At 39.6% G+C, this 17684-nt stretch carries 9 protein-coding genes; 7 read left to right on the plus strand and 2 right to left on the minus strand.

Annotation, left to right across the window (positions count from 1 at the left end; all coding sequences use genetic code 11):
- Positions 1-60 precede the first annotated feature (60 nt).
- From OCK74_RS20815 to OCK74_RS20835, 5 genes are all read left to right on the plus strand, one after another.
- Positions 61-1989: a menaquinone biosynthesis decarboxylase gene (locus tag OCK74_RS20815; RefSeq protein ID WP_279299015.1), complete on the plus strand. Its 1929-nt coding sequence runs from the start codon at positions 61-63 to the stop codon at positions 1987-1989.
- A gap of 197 nt (positions 1990-2186) precedes the next feature.
- A complete protein-coding gene (locus tag OCK74_RS20820) occupies positions 2187-3092 on the plus strand; it encodes a TraB/GumN family protein (protein WP_279299016.1) in 906 nt (301 codons plus the stop codon).
- Between the two features lie 153 nt (positions 3093-3245).
- Positions 3246-6044 (plus strand): family 78 glycoside hydrolase catalytic domain, encoded by a 2799-nt coding sequence (locus OCK74_RS20825; protein WP_279299017.1) that lies wholly within the window; start codon positions 3246-3248, stop codon positions 6042-6044.
- Between the two features lie 39 nt (positions 6045-6083).
- Positions 6084-7538 (plus strand): arabinose isomerase, encoded by a 1455-nt coding sequence (locus OCK74_RS20830; protein WP_279299018.1) that lies wholly within the window; start codon positions 6084-6086, stop codon positions 7536-7538.
- 33 nt (positions 7539-7571) lie between these two features.
- Entirely contained in the window at positions 7572-11051 is a 3480-nt protein-coding gene (locus OCK74_RS20835) for a glycosyl hydrolase (protein WP_279299019.1), read from the plus strand.
- A gap of 83 nt (positions 11052-11134) precedes the next feature.
- Here the strand turns inward: OCK74_RS20835 and OCK74_RS20840 are convergent, their stop codons facing one another.
- Positions 11135-11686: a YceI family protein gene (locus tag OCK74_RS20840; RefSeq protein ID WP_279299020.1), complete on the minus strand. Its 552-nt coding sequence runs from the start codon at positions 11684-11686 to the stop codon at positions 11135-11137.
- A 74-nt stretch (positions 11687-11760) separates the two neighbouring features.
- Positions 11761-12213, minus strand: a complete 453-nt coding sequence (locus OCK74_RS20845; protein ID WP_279299021.1) for a MarR family winged helix-turn-helix transcriptional regulator — start codon at positions 12211-12213, stop codon at positions 11761-11763.
- 517 nt (positions 12214-12730) lie between these two features.
- Here OCK74_RS20845 and OCK74_RS20850 point away from each other — a divergent pair.
- Both OCK74_RS20850 and OCK74_RS20855 read left to right on the plus strand, forming a co-directional pair.
- A complete protein-coding gene (locus tag OCK74_RS20850) occupies positions 12731-13636 on the plus strand; it encodes an AraC family transcriptional regulator (protein WP_279299022.1) in 906 nt (301 codons plus the stop codon).
- Between the two features lie 150 nt (positions 13637-13786).
- Entirely contained in the window at positions 13787-17365 is a 3579-nt protein-coding gene (locus OCK74_RS20855; RefSeq protein ID WP_279299023.1) for a malectin domain-containing carbohydrate-binding protein, read from the plus strand.
- The last annotated feature ends 319 nt before the right edge of the window (positions 17366-17684 follow it).

Here is a 17684-nt window from a genome sequence, read left to right on the forward strand (position 1 = left end):
CTTTTGCAAAGAATCATCTTTATTTTACATTTCCCAAGGTACCTTTGTCCAATTTAGAATATGACGTACAAAAACCTGCAGCACTTTATAGATGTGCTGGAAAAAGAAGGGGAGCTCATCCGGATTAAGGAATATGTTGATCCTAAATTGGAAATAGCTGAAATTACAGACAGGATTTCGAAAACACCTGGGGGAGGCAAAGCCCTTTTGTTTGAAAATACAGGTTACGATTTCCCGGTATTAATGAACGCCTATGGAAGTGAAAGACGGATGTGTCTTGCTCTGGGTGTTAATGCTTTGGATGATGTAGCTAAAGATATAGAATCTCTTTTTCACATGCTGTCGGCTCCTAAAGAGAGCATCATTGATAAATTAAAAATGCTGCCAAAACTTGGACAGTTTGCCAGCTGGATGCCCAAAGTGAGGAGTGGAAAGGGGGAATGTCAACAAGTTGTTTGGCAAGGTAAAGATGCTGATATTACAAAACTCCCTGTAATTACTTGCTGGCCTAAAGACGGCGGGCCTTTTGTAACGCTTCCTATTATACACACAAAAGATCCCATTTCGCAAACACGTAATGTTGGCATGTATCGCATGCAGATATTTGGTCCACAACTTACCGGCATGCATTGGCATAAACATAAGGTTTCTGCAAAGCATTTCAACGAATACAAAAAGCTAGGCAAAAAAATGCCTGTAGCTGTTGCTCTGGGCGGCGATCCTGTTTATGCATATTCTGCAACAGCACCATTGCCGGAGAACGTTGATGAATATATGTTGGCCGGATTTCTCCGAAAGAAAAAAGTAGAACTGGTTAAATGTATCACAGTTCCTGAAATTGAAGTGCCTGCAGATGCCGATTTTGTGATTGAGGGTTATGTTGATCCAAATGACGATTTGATTTGGGAAGGACCTTTTGGTGACCATACTGGCTATTATTCACTTCCTGATTGGTATCCTCGTTTTCATATTACCTGCATTACTCATAAAAAAGACGCCATTTATCCTGCTACTATTGTAGGTATTCCGCCCCAGGAAGACGCCTGGTTAGGAAAAGCCACCGAACGGATTTTCCTGGCGCCAATGAAAATGACGATGATTCCAGAAATCATTGACATGGACATGCCAATAGAAGGCGTATTTCACAACCTGGTGATTGCACAAATTAAAAAAGAATACGCCGGCCAGGGACAGAAGGTAATGAATGCTATGTGGGGGGCAGGGCAGATGATGTTCAATAAAATTCTGGTATTAGCTGATGAAGGAGTAAAAATTCAAAATTATGAGGAGCTAACCCGTTATGCTTTGCAAAACCTGAACCCGGCAACAGATATATATTACACTCAGGGGCCAATGGATGTGCTGGATCATAGTTGTAATAAATTAGGATTTGGTGGGAAAATGTGCCTTGATGGAACAAAAAAATATGAAGAGGAAATAGATGATACTTATGACCTGGAAAACACAATAAGCGAAATCAATGATGACGATATCATTCAGCGTTTTCCTGAAATCATGAAGGTTAATAGTTCTTTACTTCAAAAAGGAATTCCAGTTTTGGTCATATCTGTTGAAAAGAATAGAAAGGGACATGTGCAGGAGCTACATCAAAACATCTGTCAATTGACTGAAGTTGAAGGTATAAAGCTCATTCTATATGTAGAGCATAGTGTAGATGCAGGTGATTTAGCTGTTGCCTTATGGCGTTTCTGCAATAACTTAGATCCAAAGAGAGATCATATTTTAGTCAATCGTCCCTCCGTTAGAAATCCTAATAAAAATTTTACCTGTATGGGATTAGACGGTACGCGGAAAACCAAAGACCTGGATAATTTTCAGCGTGACTGGCCAAACATTATCGTTGCTGACGATGAAACGATCCGGTCTGTGGATGAAAAGTGGAACAGGCTAGGATTAGGAGCTTTTCTGCCATCACCATCACTGAAATATAAAAGCGGTGTTTACGGTAATGAAGCAACCGTAAGTTAAATATACCGTAATTTGAATGTATTGAGTTAAGGGGTTACCGCCCGGACCATTAATTTGAGCCAGGAAGTTGCTAATTATTTGCTGTCGAGTTGTGATCTATTTGGTAACCCTTTCCCCAATTTCTACATTTTTGGTTTGGCAAGCTTTTAGTCTTGATAATTTAAGAGCTCTTTTCATCATCTCAGAAACCATTTTATATGAAAAAGACAGTTTTAGGGTTGCTGTTTTGTTTAGCGGGAATTTTTTCCTTTTCACAAGAAATTGAAAACACACTACTCTGGCGAATAAGCGGTAAATCTCTCTCAAAACCCTCTTACTTGTTTGGTACTATTCACCTCCTTTGTTCGGATGATATACAACTTAGCGACAGCCTGAAAACTGCCATCCAGCAGAGTGATAAAATTTACCTCGAGTTGGATATGGATAATCTTTTCGAAGTAATGAGCGCCATGAATAAGATGAAGATGCGGAATGATACTACTCTTTCAGATCTGTTAACCAGCACTGAATATGAAAAGGTCAAATCTTATTTTAAGAGAAACGGAAGTATGATCCCATTTTCAATGCTAGAGACTTATAAGCCTATGCTTACTGCTTCAACTTTGATGCAATCGAATATGAATTGCAAGGCCGTGGCTGTTGAACAAATGGTGATGAAGGAGGCCAAGGAAAACAGGAAAGAGATTAAAGGGCTCGAAACTATGGCCTATCAATTAAGCATATTTGATAGTATACCTTATAAGTTTCAGGCGCAACAATTATTGCATTTTGTGGAAAATCTAGATACCTCTTCAGAATCCAGTGCAAAGGAATATGAAGAGCTGGCTATGGCATATAAAGCACAAGATCTGAATAAGATGGAAATGCTTACTGGTAAAGATGTTATGGGCTTTGGTAACTTTACAGAGGTACTTTTATACAACCGGAATAAAAACTGGGTTTCTAAACTTGCTGGACTAATCAATAACCAGTCATTGGTAATTGCCGTAGGCGCAGGGCATTTGCCAGGAGAAAAAGGATTAATTAATCTCTTACGGTTAGCTGGTTATAGGGTAGAACCTATGGAGAATAAAATGAATAGGTGGAAAGAAAGGACTCTGTAAATATCTCTCTATCAACCCTTTCATACCAGAAGTTAAAATTAATTGGTAACAGAATAATCCATCAAGCTAGTAAGACTTTGCATTGTCAGGTATGAGCGAATGCCTAATTTTAGCCGCTTTGAACGCTCATCATATATCAATTTGTTTTGCCAGATGTATAAAGTTTCTGTTACAGCTTTATTTTTATTGCTTTCAACTCTGGGTTTTGCTCAAAAATTATATATTGTCAATCTCAAATGTGAAAGCCGCAATAATCCATTAGGTATTGAATCCCCTTCACCAAAATTGAGTTGGGAACTGAAGTCCGATCAGCGCAATGTCTTGCAAACAGCTTATCGCATCCTGGTTGCTGATCATCCAGACTTGTTACAAAACGCTTCAGGAAATATTTGGGACTCGAAGAAAGTAACCTCAAATGCCTCCATCCAGGTAGCGTATTTAGGTAAAAAATTGCAACCTGCGAAAACATATTACTGGAAAGTAATGGTTTGGGACAATAAAGGAAATGCATCTACCTGGAGTAAAGAGGGGACATGGCAAATGGGATTGCCTGCTACTACAGATTGGAAAGGCGCTCACTGGATTGCTTACGAAAAACTTCCGGCTTCTAATAAAGTGATCCTGCCAACAAGCGAGATGAAAGACAAGTACAATGGGAATAATGTATTGCCTTTGATCCGCAAGAGTTTTACAATTCAGAAGCCCGTAAAAAAAGCTACACTTTTCATTTGTGGCCTTGGCCATTTTGAAGCAAGCCTGAACGGAAACAAAATTGGTGATCACTTTCTCGATCCTGGTTGGACCAAATACAATCAACAGGCATTATACGTTCCCTTTGATGTAACGCAACATCTGAAACAGGGTACAAATGCATTTGGTGTCATGCTGGGTAATGGTTTTTATTATGTTCCGCCTGTAAAAGGACGTTACCGTAAACTAAAAACAGGTTTTGGATATCCCAAAATGATTTGTCGTTTAGTAATTGATTATAAGGATGGTACACAGGATAACATAGTCAGTGATGCGTCATGGAAAACTGATCAAAGTCCTATTGTTTTCACAAGCATCTATGGTGGAGAAGATTATCATGCAACACTTGAACAACCAGGTTGGAATACTTCTTCTTTCAATGACATTTCCTGGAAACAGGTCTTGGTTGTTGATGGTCCGCCAGTGCTGAATTCGCAAATGGCTGAACCTGTAAAAGTGATGGAAACATTCGCTCCCAGGAGGATTAACAAAATTCAGCCAAATATTTGGGTTTATGATATGGGGCAAAATGCTTCAGGCATTCCTATGATAAGTGTACAAGGAAAGAAAGGCGACACAATCCGTATTTATCCTTCAGAATTATTGCAGGAAGATGGTACTCCTAACCAAAGACCAACAGGAAGTCCATATTATTTTGAATATGTGCTTAAGGGAAATGGAATTGAAACCTGGCAACCTCGTTTTACTTATTATGGATTTCGCTATCTGCAGGTGAAAGGCGGTATTCCTAAAGGAGAAAACAATCCTGGAAACCTGCCAGTTATAAATGAGTTGAAAAGTCTGCACATACGCAATGCTGCCAATAGGGTAGGAACATTTACTTCTTCTAATGAATTATTTAATCGAACAAATTTTCTAATTGACTGGTCTGTAAAAAGCAATATGGTTAGTCTTTTTACCGATTGTCCTCATCGTGAAAAATTAGGTTGGCTGGAACAAGCACATCTAATGGGCAATTCTGTACAATTTAATTACGATGTGGCCAATTTGAATAAAAAGATACTGTCAGACATGATGTTTTCTCAGACGGACAGTGGACTTATACCAGAGATCGCCCCGGAATACGTAAAATTTGAATGGGGCGGCAACATGTTCCGTGATTCACCAGAATGGGGTAGTACCAGTATTATATTGCCTTGGTATATGTATCAGTGGTATGGTGACAAACAAGTACTTAAAGATTGTTATCCCATGATGCAGCGGTATATTAGTTACCTGCAAATGAAAGCCAAAAATCATATACTTTACCAGGGCTTAGGTGATTGGTACGATTTAGGGCCAAAGCCTCCTGGCGTTTCTCAATTGACGCCAATGGGTGTTACTGGTACTGCTATTTACTATTATGATTTAAATATACTTAGTAAAATTGCCAGGATGCTCGGCAAATCAAATGATGCAGCTAAATATGATCAATTGGCGGTAGAAGTAAAAAATGCCTTCAACAATAAGTTTTTCAATAAAGAGACCAAACAATATGCTACTGGTAATCAGACTGCTAATGCAATGGCTGTTTATATGAAACTGGTGGAACCCCGGTATAAAAATGCAGTCGTAGAGAATATTGTGAAAGATATCCGTAATCGAAATAACAGCTTATCTGCAGGGGATATCGGCTACCGGTATTTACTTCGTGTATTAGAAGAAGAAGGACGATCTGATGTGATTTTCGATATGAACAACCGGTCAGATGTGCCGGGATATGGTTATCAGTTGGCTAAAGGCGCCACTGCGCTTACAGAATCCTGGCAGGCTTTACCTAATGTTTCTAACAATCACTTGATGCTGGGACACCTTATGGAATGGTTTTATAGCGGTCTAGCTGGGATCAATCAGTCAGAACAGTCGATTGGTTTCAAAGAAATAATTATTAACCCGCAGGTTGTTGGTGATGTTGACTATGTGAATAGCTCATATCAAACACCTTTTGGCATGGTGCGCAGTGAATGGAAAAAAAAGGACAGTGAATTTTCGCTCATTGTTAGCATACCTGTTAATACAACTGCAGTCGTTTATTTACCTGCTTCAGCTCAAAACAAAATTTCGGCAAATAATCTTCCGTTGAACAAGTTAAAAGATGGTAAGTTTCTGGGCTACAAAGGCAAGAAAGCAATGGTGAAGATAGGCTCTGGTAACTATTTGTTTTCAGTTTCTGGTGATTATCAATACGCAGTTCAACAATAGCTAATATTGATCATGATTTAAACAGAAAAAATGCGGCTTATGCAATCAAGCAAATTAGACCGTTTCACTCAATCTCATATTAAGATTGGTCTATTTGGAATTGGCCTTGATACCTACTGGCCTCAATTTGCAGGTCTGAAAGAAAGACTGGAAGGATACTTGTCAACAGTGCAGCAAAAACTTTCTGCCATTCATCCTCAGATTGTGAATGCTGGTCTTGTAGATTCTGCTGATAAAGCTTTTGAGGCCGGCCGTATGTTTAAAAAAGAGGATGTTGATATTATCTTCCTTTATGTGACTACTTATGCATTGTCCTCCACTGTATTACCTGTGGTGCAGCGAGCAAAGGTTCCGGTAATTATCTTGAATCTTTCACCTGAAGCGGCTATTGATTATACTGCTTTTAATGCTATGACCGACCGCTCCAAAATGACCGGTGAATGGTTGGCTTATTGTTCCGCATGTCCTGTACCAGAGATTGCCAATGTGTTCAATAGGGTGGGAGTAAGGTTTCACCAAATCACAGGCATGCTGCATGACGATCCGGAAGGCTGGAAGGAAATTACAGAATGGGTAGAAGCTGCAAAGGTTGCCAACATTATGGCTTACAATCGCCTTGGATGTATGGGACATTATTACAGTGGTATGCTCGATATCTATACAGACCTTACTACACAGTATGCACACTTCGGAGGGCATATTGAGCTACTTGAAGTAGAAGAACTCGCTTCCTTAAGAAAAGAAGTGACAGAGTCAGAAATGAGTGAAAGGATCAACCTGTTTTATGAGACTTTTGATGTTCAATCAGATTGCTCAGTGGAAGAGTTGGAGAAGGCCGCCATTACTTCTGTTGCATTAGAAAGATTAGTGGCGCGACACAAATTGGGCTCGATAGCATATTACTATAAAGGGACAGGAAACCAGGAGAACGAAGAAGCTATTGCTTCTATTATTCTTGGTAATTCATTGCTTACTGCTAGCGGTGTACCTGTTGCCGGCGAATATGAAATCAAGAATGTACAAGCCATGAAGATCATGGATTCATTTGGTGCAGGTGGTTCCTTTACTGAATATTATGCAATGGATTTCAAGGATGATGTCGTGCTGATGGGCCATGATGGTCCTGGACATATTGCCATTGCTGAGGGTAAAACAAAGGTCCGTCCTTTATATGTCTATCATGGTAAAGTAGGAAAGGGATTGTCTGTTGAGATGTCTGTAAAAAATGGGCCCGTAACCTTGCTTTCAGTAGTAGAAAAAAGAGGTGGTGGATTAATGTTGTTAGTGGCTGAAGGGGAATCAGTTGCAGGACCTATACTTCAGATTGGCAATACCAATAGCCGTTATAAATTTTCAATTGGAGCCAGGAGATTTGTCAATGATTGGAACAGCCATGGACCAGCACACCACTGCGCAGTTGGTGTAGGGCACATTAGTTCTAAGATAGAAAAACTAGGCGCACTCCTGAATATGGATGTGGTAAAAGTTTGTTAGCATCAGGAACGCAACGCAATTAATATATTTTTAATGAAGCGATTTTTTTTAGTATCGATTTTATTCATATTGGCTACCGCTCTTGCACAAAGCCAGGAAGCTAAGCCATCTGTCGTAGAAGGTAATAGTTATCATCAACTTTATAAAAATTTTAAAACTCCTCCGGAAAGAGCAAAGCCCTGGGTTTTTTGGTATTGGATGTATTCCAGCGTTTCTAAATCTGGTATTACCGCTGATTTAGAAGCAATGAAGAAAGCAGGAATTGGAGGAGCTTACCTGATGCCTATCAAAGGTGCCACCAATCCACCTTTGTTTACTCCGGTTGTTGAGCAATTGTCTCCATTGTGGTGGGATATGGTAAGGCATTCTATGAAGGAAGCAGATCGCCTGGGGCTAAAGATGGCCATGAATGCCTGTGATGGATTTACGACTGCTGGTGGACCATGGATCACCCCCGAATTATCGATGCAAAAAGTTGTTTGGACAGAAACATTTGTGGAAGGCGGGCAAACGTTCAATAACATTTTGTCACAGCCTGAAACCAATGAAAACTATTATAAAGACATTGCTGTATTTGCTATACCCACAAAGGATGATTATCAACAAACCTCCTACACAAATGTTCCTAAGGTTACCAGCAGTATTTCTGGTGTTAACCCCCAGTTTTTAGTTGAAAAAAGTAACAAGGAATATTTCCGTAGCGATGATTCGTGTTGGATTCAATACGAATTCAGCCAACCATTCACCTGCCGTTCGTTAAAAATTAAGTCTGATGGAAAGAACTATTATTCAAATTTATTGCGGATAGAGGCAAGTGATGACGGTAAAAATTTCAGGTATGTCACAAAGTTAGAGCCACCCAGGCAAGGTTGGCAGGACTATATAGCAGAATTAACTCATGCTATCCCTCCAACTACTGCCCGTTATTTCCGTTTTTATTATTCTAAAGAAGGTGCAGAACCTGGGGCAGAAGACTTGGATGCTGCCAAATGGAAACCCATTTTTAAAATAATGGGGATTGAAATGTTCAGTGCACCCAAATTACAGCAGTTTGAGGGTAAAACAGGTGAAGTGTGGCGGGTAAGCAAGCGTACTTCAACACAACAAATTTCAGATGCATTATGCGTTCCTATTGATAAGATCATAAACCTGACAGCACAATTGGATAAGGATGGCCGGTTACATTGGGCCGCTCCTGCAGGTAAATGGACAATACTTCGCATAGGCCATACGTCGACTGGGAAGACTAATTATATTGGTGGCAAAGGCAAAGGCCTGGAATGTGACAAGTTCAATCCAAAAGCAGCAGAGATCCAATTTGATGGCTGGTATGGTGAAGCGATCCGACAGATAGGAGCTGATTTAGCTGCAAGAGTGCTTAAAATATTTCATGTGGATAGCTGGGAATGTGGCAGTCAGAATTGGTCAACCGTCTTCCTGGAAGAATTCAAACGGCGCCGAGGTTATGATTTGCTGCCCTATTTGCCTGTTATGGCAGGCGTTCCAGTGGAAAATGCTGATGTTTCAGAACGTTTCCTGCATGATGTTCGTGAAACAATCAATGAACTGGTGTCGGATAACTTTTATAAAACGATGGCTCAATTTGCCCACAAATATGGTGTGTCCTTTTCGGGAGAAAGTGTAGCACCAACTATGACTGGTGATGGCATGCAGCACAATGCATCACTTGACATACCTATGGGAGAGTTCTGGTTAAACAGCCCTTCTCATGATAAGCCATTCGATATAATGGATGCAGTTTCCGGAGCGCATATCTATGGTAAAAACCTTATTATGGCAGAAGCATTTACAACTGTGCGTATGGCCTGGGATGAGCATCCAGGAATACTTAAACCTGTAGGTGACCGAAATTATGCCATGGGTATTAACAAGTTTGTGATTCATGTGTTTGCGCAAAATCCCTGGATGGATCGCAAGCCGGGAATGACTCTTGATGGAGTAGGTCTTTATTTCCAAAGAGACCAGACCTGGTGGAATTCCGGTAGGGCATGGGTACAATATTTACAACGTTGCCAGGCCCTTTTACAAGAAGGTAAACCTGTTGTTGATATAGCCGTATTTACGGGTGAAGAAATGCCTCGGCGTGCATTGCTTCCTGATAGATTAGTCTCTACATTACCTGGTATTTTTGGTAAAGAAGTCGTGGAAAGAGAGGCAATAAGATTAGCAAACAAAGGATGGCCTTCACGTCAAAAGCCTGCAGGTGTTACGATCTCAGCAAATATGGCCGATCCGGAAAACTGGGTCGATCCACTCAAAGGATATGCTTATGATTCTTATAACAAAGACGCCCTGATCCGGTTGTCAAAAATAAGCAATGGCCGCATCGAACTTCCCGGGGGAGCTGCTTATCAAATGTTGGTGATACCTGGTGTTCATTCATTATTACCAGATAGTCAATTGATGTCTCCTGAGGTTGCAACAAAATTGGAGCAATTGGTTAAGGAAGGGGCAACAGTGATGATCACTGATAAACCACAGAATTCGCCAGGTCTGCAAAACTTCTTAAAAAGTGATCATGAAGTGAAAACAATTGGCAATGAACTTTTCAGTGGAGAAAAAAGTAAAGCCAGTAAAGCAAGTGCTGACACGATCTCTATGTGGAATGTTGGTAAGGGCCGTGTCATCAAAGGTCCTTATAAAGGGAGCTCTTTCAATGGTTTAGGTATAGCAAGAGATATGGAAGCTAAAGAGGATTTGGATGAGTTGGCGAATGGTATTGCATGGACGCATCGAAGGGGACAGGATTTTGATATTTATTTCATATCCAATCAAAAAGATAAAGAGCGAGTAGTTACGTTATCACTGCGTATCAACAGCAAACAGCCTGAACTATGGGATCCTTTAACAGGTGAAATCCGGAATGCACGGGATTGGAAGATTGATAATGGCCGCACTATTGTACCATTGAAATTAGCTCCATATGGTTCGATATTTATTGTGTTCAATCATAATGCAACAGCTAAAGAAAGCAAGACTGGTAAGAATTGGCTTGAGCTAAAAACAAAGCAATCACTTAATAAACAATGGGTCGTTTCTTTTGATACTGCTTTTGGCGGACCCAAAGGGAAAGTTATATTCAATCAATTGGAAAATTGGAGTAAAAACATTGATTCCGGCATTCATTATTATTCTGGAACTGCAGTTTATACAAAAAGCTTTCAATGGAATAATGTAAATGCGAAAGAGCGTGTGTTCCTTGACTTAGGAAAAGTGGCCAACATTGCAGAAGTTAAATTAAATGGTGTTTCTTGTGGTATTGCCTGGACATTTCCTTATCAAGTTGAAATTACCGGGTCTCTTAAAAAAGGTAATAATAATATCAGTATAGAAGTGTCAAACACCTGGGCTAACCGCCTTATTGGTGATCAAAGATTACCGGTAGATAAGAGAGTTACCAGGACAACGGCTCCTTTCAGGTTGGAAGGAAAACCATTGTTGGAAGCAGGATTACTTGGGCCAGTTGTTATAAAAACTGGGACCAAACAGTAATTCATCCACAATAATAAAAATGAAAACCATCAGGAGTATTGATTATCCTGATGGTTTTTTTATTGTAAGACAATACTGAAATATTAGGCTGCTTGAGCAACTTCAGCTTGTTTCTGCAATTGAACTTCAGCAAGAAGTTTAACTTCATCACTTAACAATACGCCACCTGTTTCTGTAACAGCATTGAATGTTAATCCAAAATCTTTTCTGTTGATTTTTCCATTCAGGCTAAAGCCAGCCTTGGTATTACCCCAAGGATCTTGTACAATTCCTGAAAACTCTACCTTCAAACTTACCTGTTGTGTAATTCCTTTAATGGTCAGATCTCCTGTTAATTCATAATCTTCATCTGATTTTTTCTTAAACCCTGTAGAGACAAATTTTACTTGAGGATATTTTTCAGCTTCAAAGAAGTCTGCAGTTTTCAAGTGCTGATCTCTTTGCTCATTATTAGTTGAAATTGAATGAACGTCTGCTGTAAACTGTATGGTGGCATTTGAAAAATCATCATTTTCAGCTTCTACAGTACCTTCAAATGAACTGAATTGTCCTGTTACATTAGTTACCATCAGGTGTTTTACTTTAAAAAGTACTTCACTGTGTGCAGCATCAATTATCCATTTAGTGTTTGCCATTTTGTTAGATTTTAGATAGTTTAATTAATTGTGTTGAAACTTTTATTGTTGTAACAAATGTTTGGGCAAAAAAATTACCCTCTCATTTTGTCAAGTAAAGAACTCATGATTTCTGCTTCTTCTGTACTAACTCTTCTTTTAATTTCCGCTAGATGATCTTGTAACGGGCTTTCAATATCATTTAAAAGCTGAAGCCCTTCTTTCGTAATAGAAACATCCATTTTACGGCGGTTCTCTTCACATAGACTTCTTTTTACCAGGCCTTTATGAACCAATTTATCTAACAATCTCGTTACATCGTTTCCTTTATCTATCATTACTTCTTTGATATCGCCAGGGCAGGATGCTTCAGGATGTTTGCCTTTGAGAATTCTTAATACATTATAATGCTGAGGCAGTATATCATATTGTTTCATAATGCTATTTTGTGCATCACGAAGCCAGTTGCTAGTGAAAAATAAATTGACTACAAGCTTCTGGTAAGCATCATTAAACTTCGGTTGCTTTATAGCCTTTTCTATTTTCATGACATAAAGGTAGTAAATACAATATTTGTTGCAACAATATTTGTGTTAAACAATTGTTTATAAATAAAATCATCTAATTCTGGTCTTTTGAATGATTAACACAATACCGGCTCCAACCGAAAGGTTGGAATTGTATATTGATTGCTGCAGCAGTTTTACTAGGACTTCCTATTAAAGCGGTGACCTTTGTTATATTAAACTTCAGCCAAAAGACTTAAAAGGGTATTGCAAGTTCTAATGTCTGATAAGAAATTTAGTTGAAGATTCTTAATGAAAACTATCCGGAATATCTGCCGGAAACACGTGCATGTCTAGAGGAAAAGGATGTTGAGATAAATAATGTAATTGAAAAGAAAGTATTGAAGAGAAGCTTGATTTTAATGTGTTTCTAATGTCTGGTAGTTTGTTCAACTATAAACTCTTAAGTATTTGTTAATCGCATGTATGGAGTTTATATGAGTCAACCTTCATTGGCAGATTTAATTATAAATTGTGCCGTTAAGGCAAATAGTGACTTATGAAACAAATTCACAGAGGTTCTCACAAAAATGTATGGCATGGTATAGGAAGGCAGCGTATTGAAATACCTCGATCTGTATTAAAGAACAGGGTGCAAAATAATCCATGGTTGAAGCAATTATATGTTAGCAGCCTGGGTTTTTATCCTAAAGCTGAAGGCCATTACACTTATCGTAAAAAGGGACTTCCTGAGAATTTTTTATTCTATTGCATTGATGGCCAGGGATGGTATAAGTTAGGAGATAAGCAATACAAAGTAGGTCCCTTCGAGTTCTTTATTTTGCCGCAGAACGTAGAACATGCTTACGGCAGTTCTGAGCATAACCCCTGGAGTATCTACTGGGTTCATTTTGGCGGTGAAACACTACCACATTTTAATTCTTTGCATACTGTTCAGGAACACTTTAAACCTTATTACATAAAAAGCAGCGAAGAGATTTTTTCTGTTTTTTCCCGGATGTACAAAACCCTGGAGCTTGGTTACAGCAATGACAACTTGATGTTTGCAAATATGTGTTTATCACACTTTATCTCACTCTTTATTTATAATGGAAGGCATTTCCAGGTGAAAGAAGATGATAAAGTTGATACAATAGATAGTGCCATTTTATTTATGCAGGAGCACATCAAGAAGAATATCTCATTAAATGAATTGAGCAAACAGTATAACTATTCTCCTTCCAGGTTTTCTAATTTATTCAAGCAGAAAACCGGCTATGCGCCAATTGATTATTTTATACAGATGAAAATGCAAAAGGCTAGCCAGGAATTAGATTTTACAGATAAACCTATAAAGGAAGTTGCCATTGATTTGGGTTTTGATGATCCCTATTATTTCTCGCGCCGTTTTAGTAAAATTATCGGCATGTCTCCTACAAAATATCGCTCTATTAAAAAAGATTAAACGCACACAGGATTGATGCTGCTGAAACAGTGGAAATGCCCACTGTATTATTTTCTTGTAGTTAATTTATAAAGTGTCAATTTTACAGTTATGGAGGTGCATTAGGTTAGCGTTCATTTCCTAACCATTTAGTTACTGCTTATATTAATCATGAAATACAAGATGCTTACATTTACCAGGATGCAGATGCAACAAAGACTATGGATGGTTCTTTTTACATGGATGATTTCATCTGTCTGCATGGCTCAGTTAGGTATTCGAAAAGATGTTTTACTGAATAATGGCTGGCGCACCATTGCGAATGACACCAACCAAAATGCATATGCTGGATTCGAAAAAAATAGTTTTACTGATCGAGACTGGAAGCAGGTAAAAGTACCTCACAATTGGGATGCTTATGAAGGATATCGCCGTATGAAACATGGCAACCGACATGGGTACGCCTGGTATCGCAAGACATTTACAGCAAAAAAATCTGATAAGAGCAAGCGCTACTTCCTTTTTTTTGAAGGTGTAGGTTCTTATGCAACTATTTGGCTGAATGGTAAAAAAGTCGGGAACCATAAAGGTGGAAGAACTTCATTCACCCTGGATGTTACAAATGCACTGCAGAATGGTAATAATATATTGGCAGTTAAGGCTGACCATCCAGCCATGATCAATGACCTGCCCTGGCTTTGTGGAGGATGCTCTGAAGACCGTGGCTGGTCGGAAGGCTCTCAGCCATTAGGCATCTTTAGGCCTGTTCACCTGGTAGAAACCAACAATGTTCGGGTAGAACCATTTGGAGTTCATATCTGGAATGATCGAAATATTTCAGCTCAATTTGCAAAGCTTTTCTTTGAAACCGAAGTAAAGAATTATGGGAAAGAGAAGCTATCCATGCAGGTTGTAAATCGTTTTACTAACCATGAAGGGAAAACTGTTTTTGAAGCGAAAACGGAAACTGCCATAGCTTCTGGTTCCATAGGTATAATCAAACAAGAGTCTCCTCAAATTACCAATCCTCACTTATGGTCTACAGAAGACCCATATCTCTATACCATGACTACGGAAGTCAGCATCAATGGAAAAGTGATGGATAGCTTGACTACTCCTTATGGAATCCGCTGGATCGAATGGCCTATCGGTAAAAAAGGAACCTCTAACCAGTTCTTGCTCAATGGTAAGCCGGTTTTCATTAACGGTACTTGTGAGTATGAACATAACATGGGCAAAAGTCATGCTTTTGAACACGAGCAAATCAAGGCAAGGGTCATGCAAATCAAGGCGGCCGGTTATAATGCCTTCCGTGATGCGCACCAGCCTCATAATTTATTGTACCAGGAATACTGGGATCAAATGGGAATACTGTGGTGGCCGCAATTTTCTGCTCATGCCTGGTACGACACTCCTGAATTCAAGGCCAACTTCAAAGAGTTGCTGAAAGATTGGGTAAAAGAAAGAAGAAACAGTCCTTCCATCATTCTATGGGGATTGCAAAATGAAAGTAAGATTCCTGAAGACTTTGCAAAAGAATGTACCGAGATGATCCGCGCATTGGATCCTACGGCTTCTGAGCAACGCCTGGTAACTACTTGTAATGGTGGAGAAGGAACTGATTGGAATGTACCTCAAAACTGGACAGGTACCTATGGAGGAAATCCGGCCACATATAGCGATGATTTGAAAAGACAAATACTTGTTGGTGAATATGGGGCCTGGCGAAGCCTGGACTTGCATACTTCCGGACCTTTTGACCAGAATGGAATTTACAGTGAAGACCGTATGACACAACTGATGGAAATGAAAGTAGAACTGGCTGAATCTGTAAAGGACAGCGTTGCAGGGCATTTTCATTGGTTATTCAATACTCATGATAATCCTGGAAGGGTACAGGGAGGAGAAGCCTATAGGGAATTGGACAGGATCGGGCCAGTCAACTATAAGGGGCTCTTTACAGCCTGGGGCGAACCAACAGATGCCTACTATATGTTCCGGGCCAATTATACACCTAAGGATAAAGAACCAATGGTTTATATTGTTTCTCACACATGGCCGGATCGCTGGGCAACCCCAGGCAGAAAGGACAGCATTATAGTATATTCAAATTGTGACGAAGTAGAGTTGTTCAATGATGTAAAATCTGTTTCGCTGGGTAAAAGAACACGTAATGGTGTAGGCACACACTTCCAGTGGGATAATGCTGATATTCAATACAATGTGCTATATGCTGAAGGAAGGGTAGCTGGTAAAGTGGTTTCCAGGGATACCATTATTCTGAATCATATACCCCGTTCACCACATTTTAATGATTTGTTGAAAGATGCAAAACCAATAACGGCTGCCACTCCGGGCTGCCATTACCTCTACAGGGTAAACTGTGGTGGACCTGATTATATCGATAAAAACGGAAATCTTTGGATGGCTGATAAAAAAAGAAGTGGCACTCAAACATGGGGTTCGCTATCATGGACAAATGATTTTGCGGGCCTGCCCAGCTTCTTTGCTTCTCAGCGATGGTCTAAAGACCCGGTAAAAGGCACAGCAGACTGGCCACTGTTTCAGAATTTCCGGTATGGATTAGACAGGTTGCGATATGAATTTCCTGTACCTGCTGGTGAGTACTTGGTTGAACTTTATTTTTCAGAGCCATGGTATGGTACAGGAGGTGGCCTGGATTGCAAAGGATGGCGTCTTTTCGATGTAGCAGTGAACGGAAAGACCGTCATCAAAGATCTGGATATTTGGAAAGAAGTAGGTCATGATGCGGCATTGAAGAAAACAGTCAAGGTGAAAGTGACAGGTGGTTTATTGAGAATAGATTTTCCAAAGATCGCTTCTGGGCAGGCAATCATTTCAGCAATTGCGATTTCTTCTCAAAATCGGAATACAAAACCTGCCCCATCAGTTTCACTGATCAAAGATTTTAAAGCATTAAGCAATAATGCCAAAGAATGGCGAACTAAATCATGGTTAAATACCGGGGATACAGTTTTTGTTGATGAAGCTAATGCATTTAGTGCGCTGCCACCAATATTATATGGGGCCGAATGGATTCAAACGAGCAATAAGGCCAAATCTGCTACAGGCAAGAACCTGGCAAGGTTTACAGTTGATGAGACTTCCGATGTTTATATTGCGTTAAATGAAAGAATGACGAATAGACCTGCATGGCTAAAAGATTATGCAGATGCGAAAAAGTCAATTGAAACCAATGTGCCGGGAGGATCTAAACTGAATTTGTATGCAAGGCGATTTGCAAAAGGTGATGTTATTGACTTGGGTACAGTTGATGCAGCAACTATATATTCTGTTTTCGTCGTTCCCGCCACCACCATTGAGCCCGCGTATGACCTGAAACCAACAAATAGGTATGAAGCTGAAACAGCTGGGCTGATGGGTGCTGAAATTGCCCCAGAACCTCACTTAAATAAAAAATATGTAGCTGTTGGGAAAGGCAAAGATCAATCTGTGGAATGGCAGATCAACGTGGGTGTCGCCGATATGTATGCACTTCGTTTCCGATATATTAATCAAACAGGCAATGCTGTTCCCATGCAAATGAAGCTTTTCTCAGCAGATGGAACACTAATGTATCAGGATAAACTACAATTTACCCCTACATCCGAAAAGTGGGCTACTTATGATAGTTCAACCGGCACAACCATTAATGCTGGAAATTACAAAGTAGTTCTGAGCTCATTAGAATCAAATCAAATTGGCGTTGATTACCTAGAGGTGCAATAGACCATAATGTATTCTGTTCCTCTGAAAGCTACAGATTCTCGTTAGAAGCATATCATTTAATATTCAATAGGTTGTTTCATACATTTGAAACAACCGATTGTTTTTATACGAAATGCCGTGCTATGATAATCTCAGCCTGTCTGTTGAACCTATAGTTTATACCTGTACATCAATCCGACGCCCCTGGCATTTTGTATTTTACATTTTCTATTCTTCATTTTACATTTCCTCCCCAACCTTATAGAGATTCTGTGTTAAAAGTCAAGAGATTTTTACTTTAATTTTGTGTTTTAGGCGGCTGTATGCCAGCCTGTTTAGG

The organism is Paraflavisolibacter caeni, assembly GCF_025628885.1.
Classification (GTDB): Bacteria; Bacteroidota; Bacteroidia; order Chitinophagales; family Chitinophagaceae; genus Flavisolibacter; species Flavisolibacter caeni.

Coding starts and splice junctions, on each gene's coding strand:
- OCK74_RS20815 (WP_279299015.1), top strand. CDS start 61: ATGACGTACAAAAACCTGCAGCACTTTATAGATGTGCTGGAAAAAGAA.
- OCK74_RS20820 (WP_279299016.1), top strand. CDS start 2,187: ATGAAAAAGACAGTTTTAGGGTTGCTGTTTTGTTTAGCGGGAATTTTT.
- OCK74_RS20825 (WP_279299017.1), top strand. CDS start 3,246: ATGTATAAAGTTTCTGTTACAGCTTTATTTTTATTGCTTTCAACTCTG.
- OCK74_RS20830 (WP_279299018.1), top strand. CDS start 6,084: ATGCAATCAAGCAAATTAGACCGTTTCACTCAATCTCATATTAAGATT.
- OCK74_RS20835 (WP_279299019.1), top strand. CDS start 7,572: ATGAAGCGATTTTTTTTAGTATCGATTTTATTCATATTGGCTACCGCT.
- OCK74_RS20840 (WP_279299020.1), bottom strand. CDS start 11,686: ATGGCAAACACTAAATGGATAATTGATGCTGCACACAGTGAAGTACTT.
- OCK74_RS20845 (WP_279299021.1), bottom strand. CDS start 12,213: ATGAAAATAGAAAAGGCTATAAAGCAACCGAAGTTTAATGATGCTTAC.
- OCK74_RS20850 (WP_279299022.1), top strand. CDS start 12,731: ATGAAACAAATTCACAGAGGTTCTCACAAAAATGTATGGCATGGTATA.
- OCK74_RS20855 (WP_279299023.1), top strand. CDS start 13,787: ATGAAATACAAGATGCTTACATTTACCAGGATGCAGATGCAACAAAGA.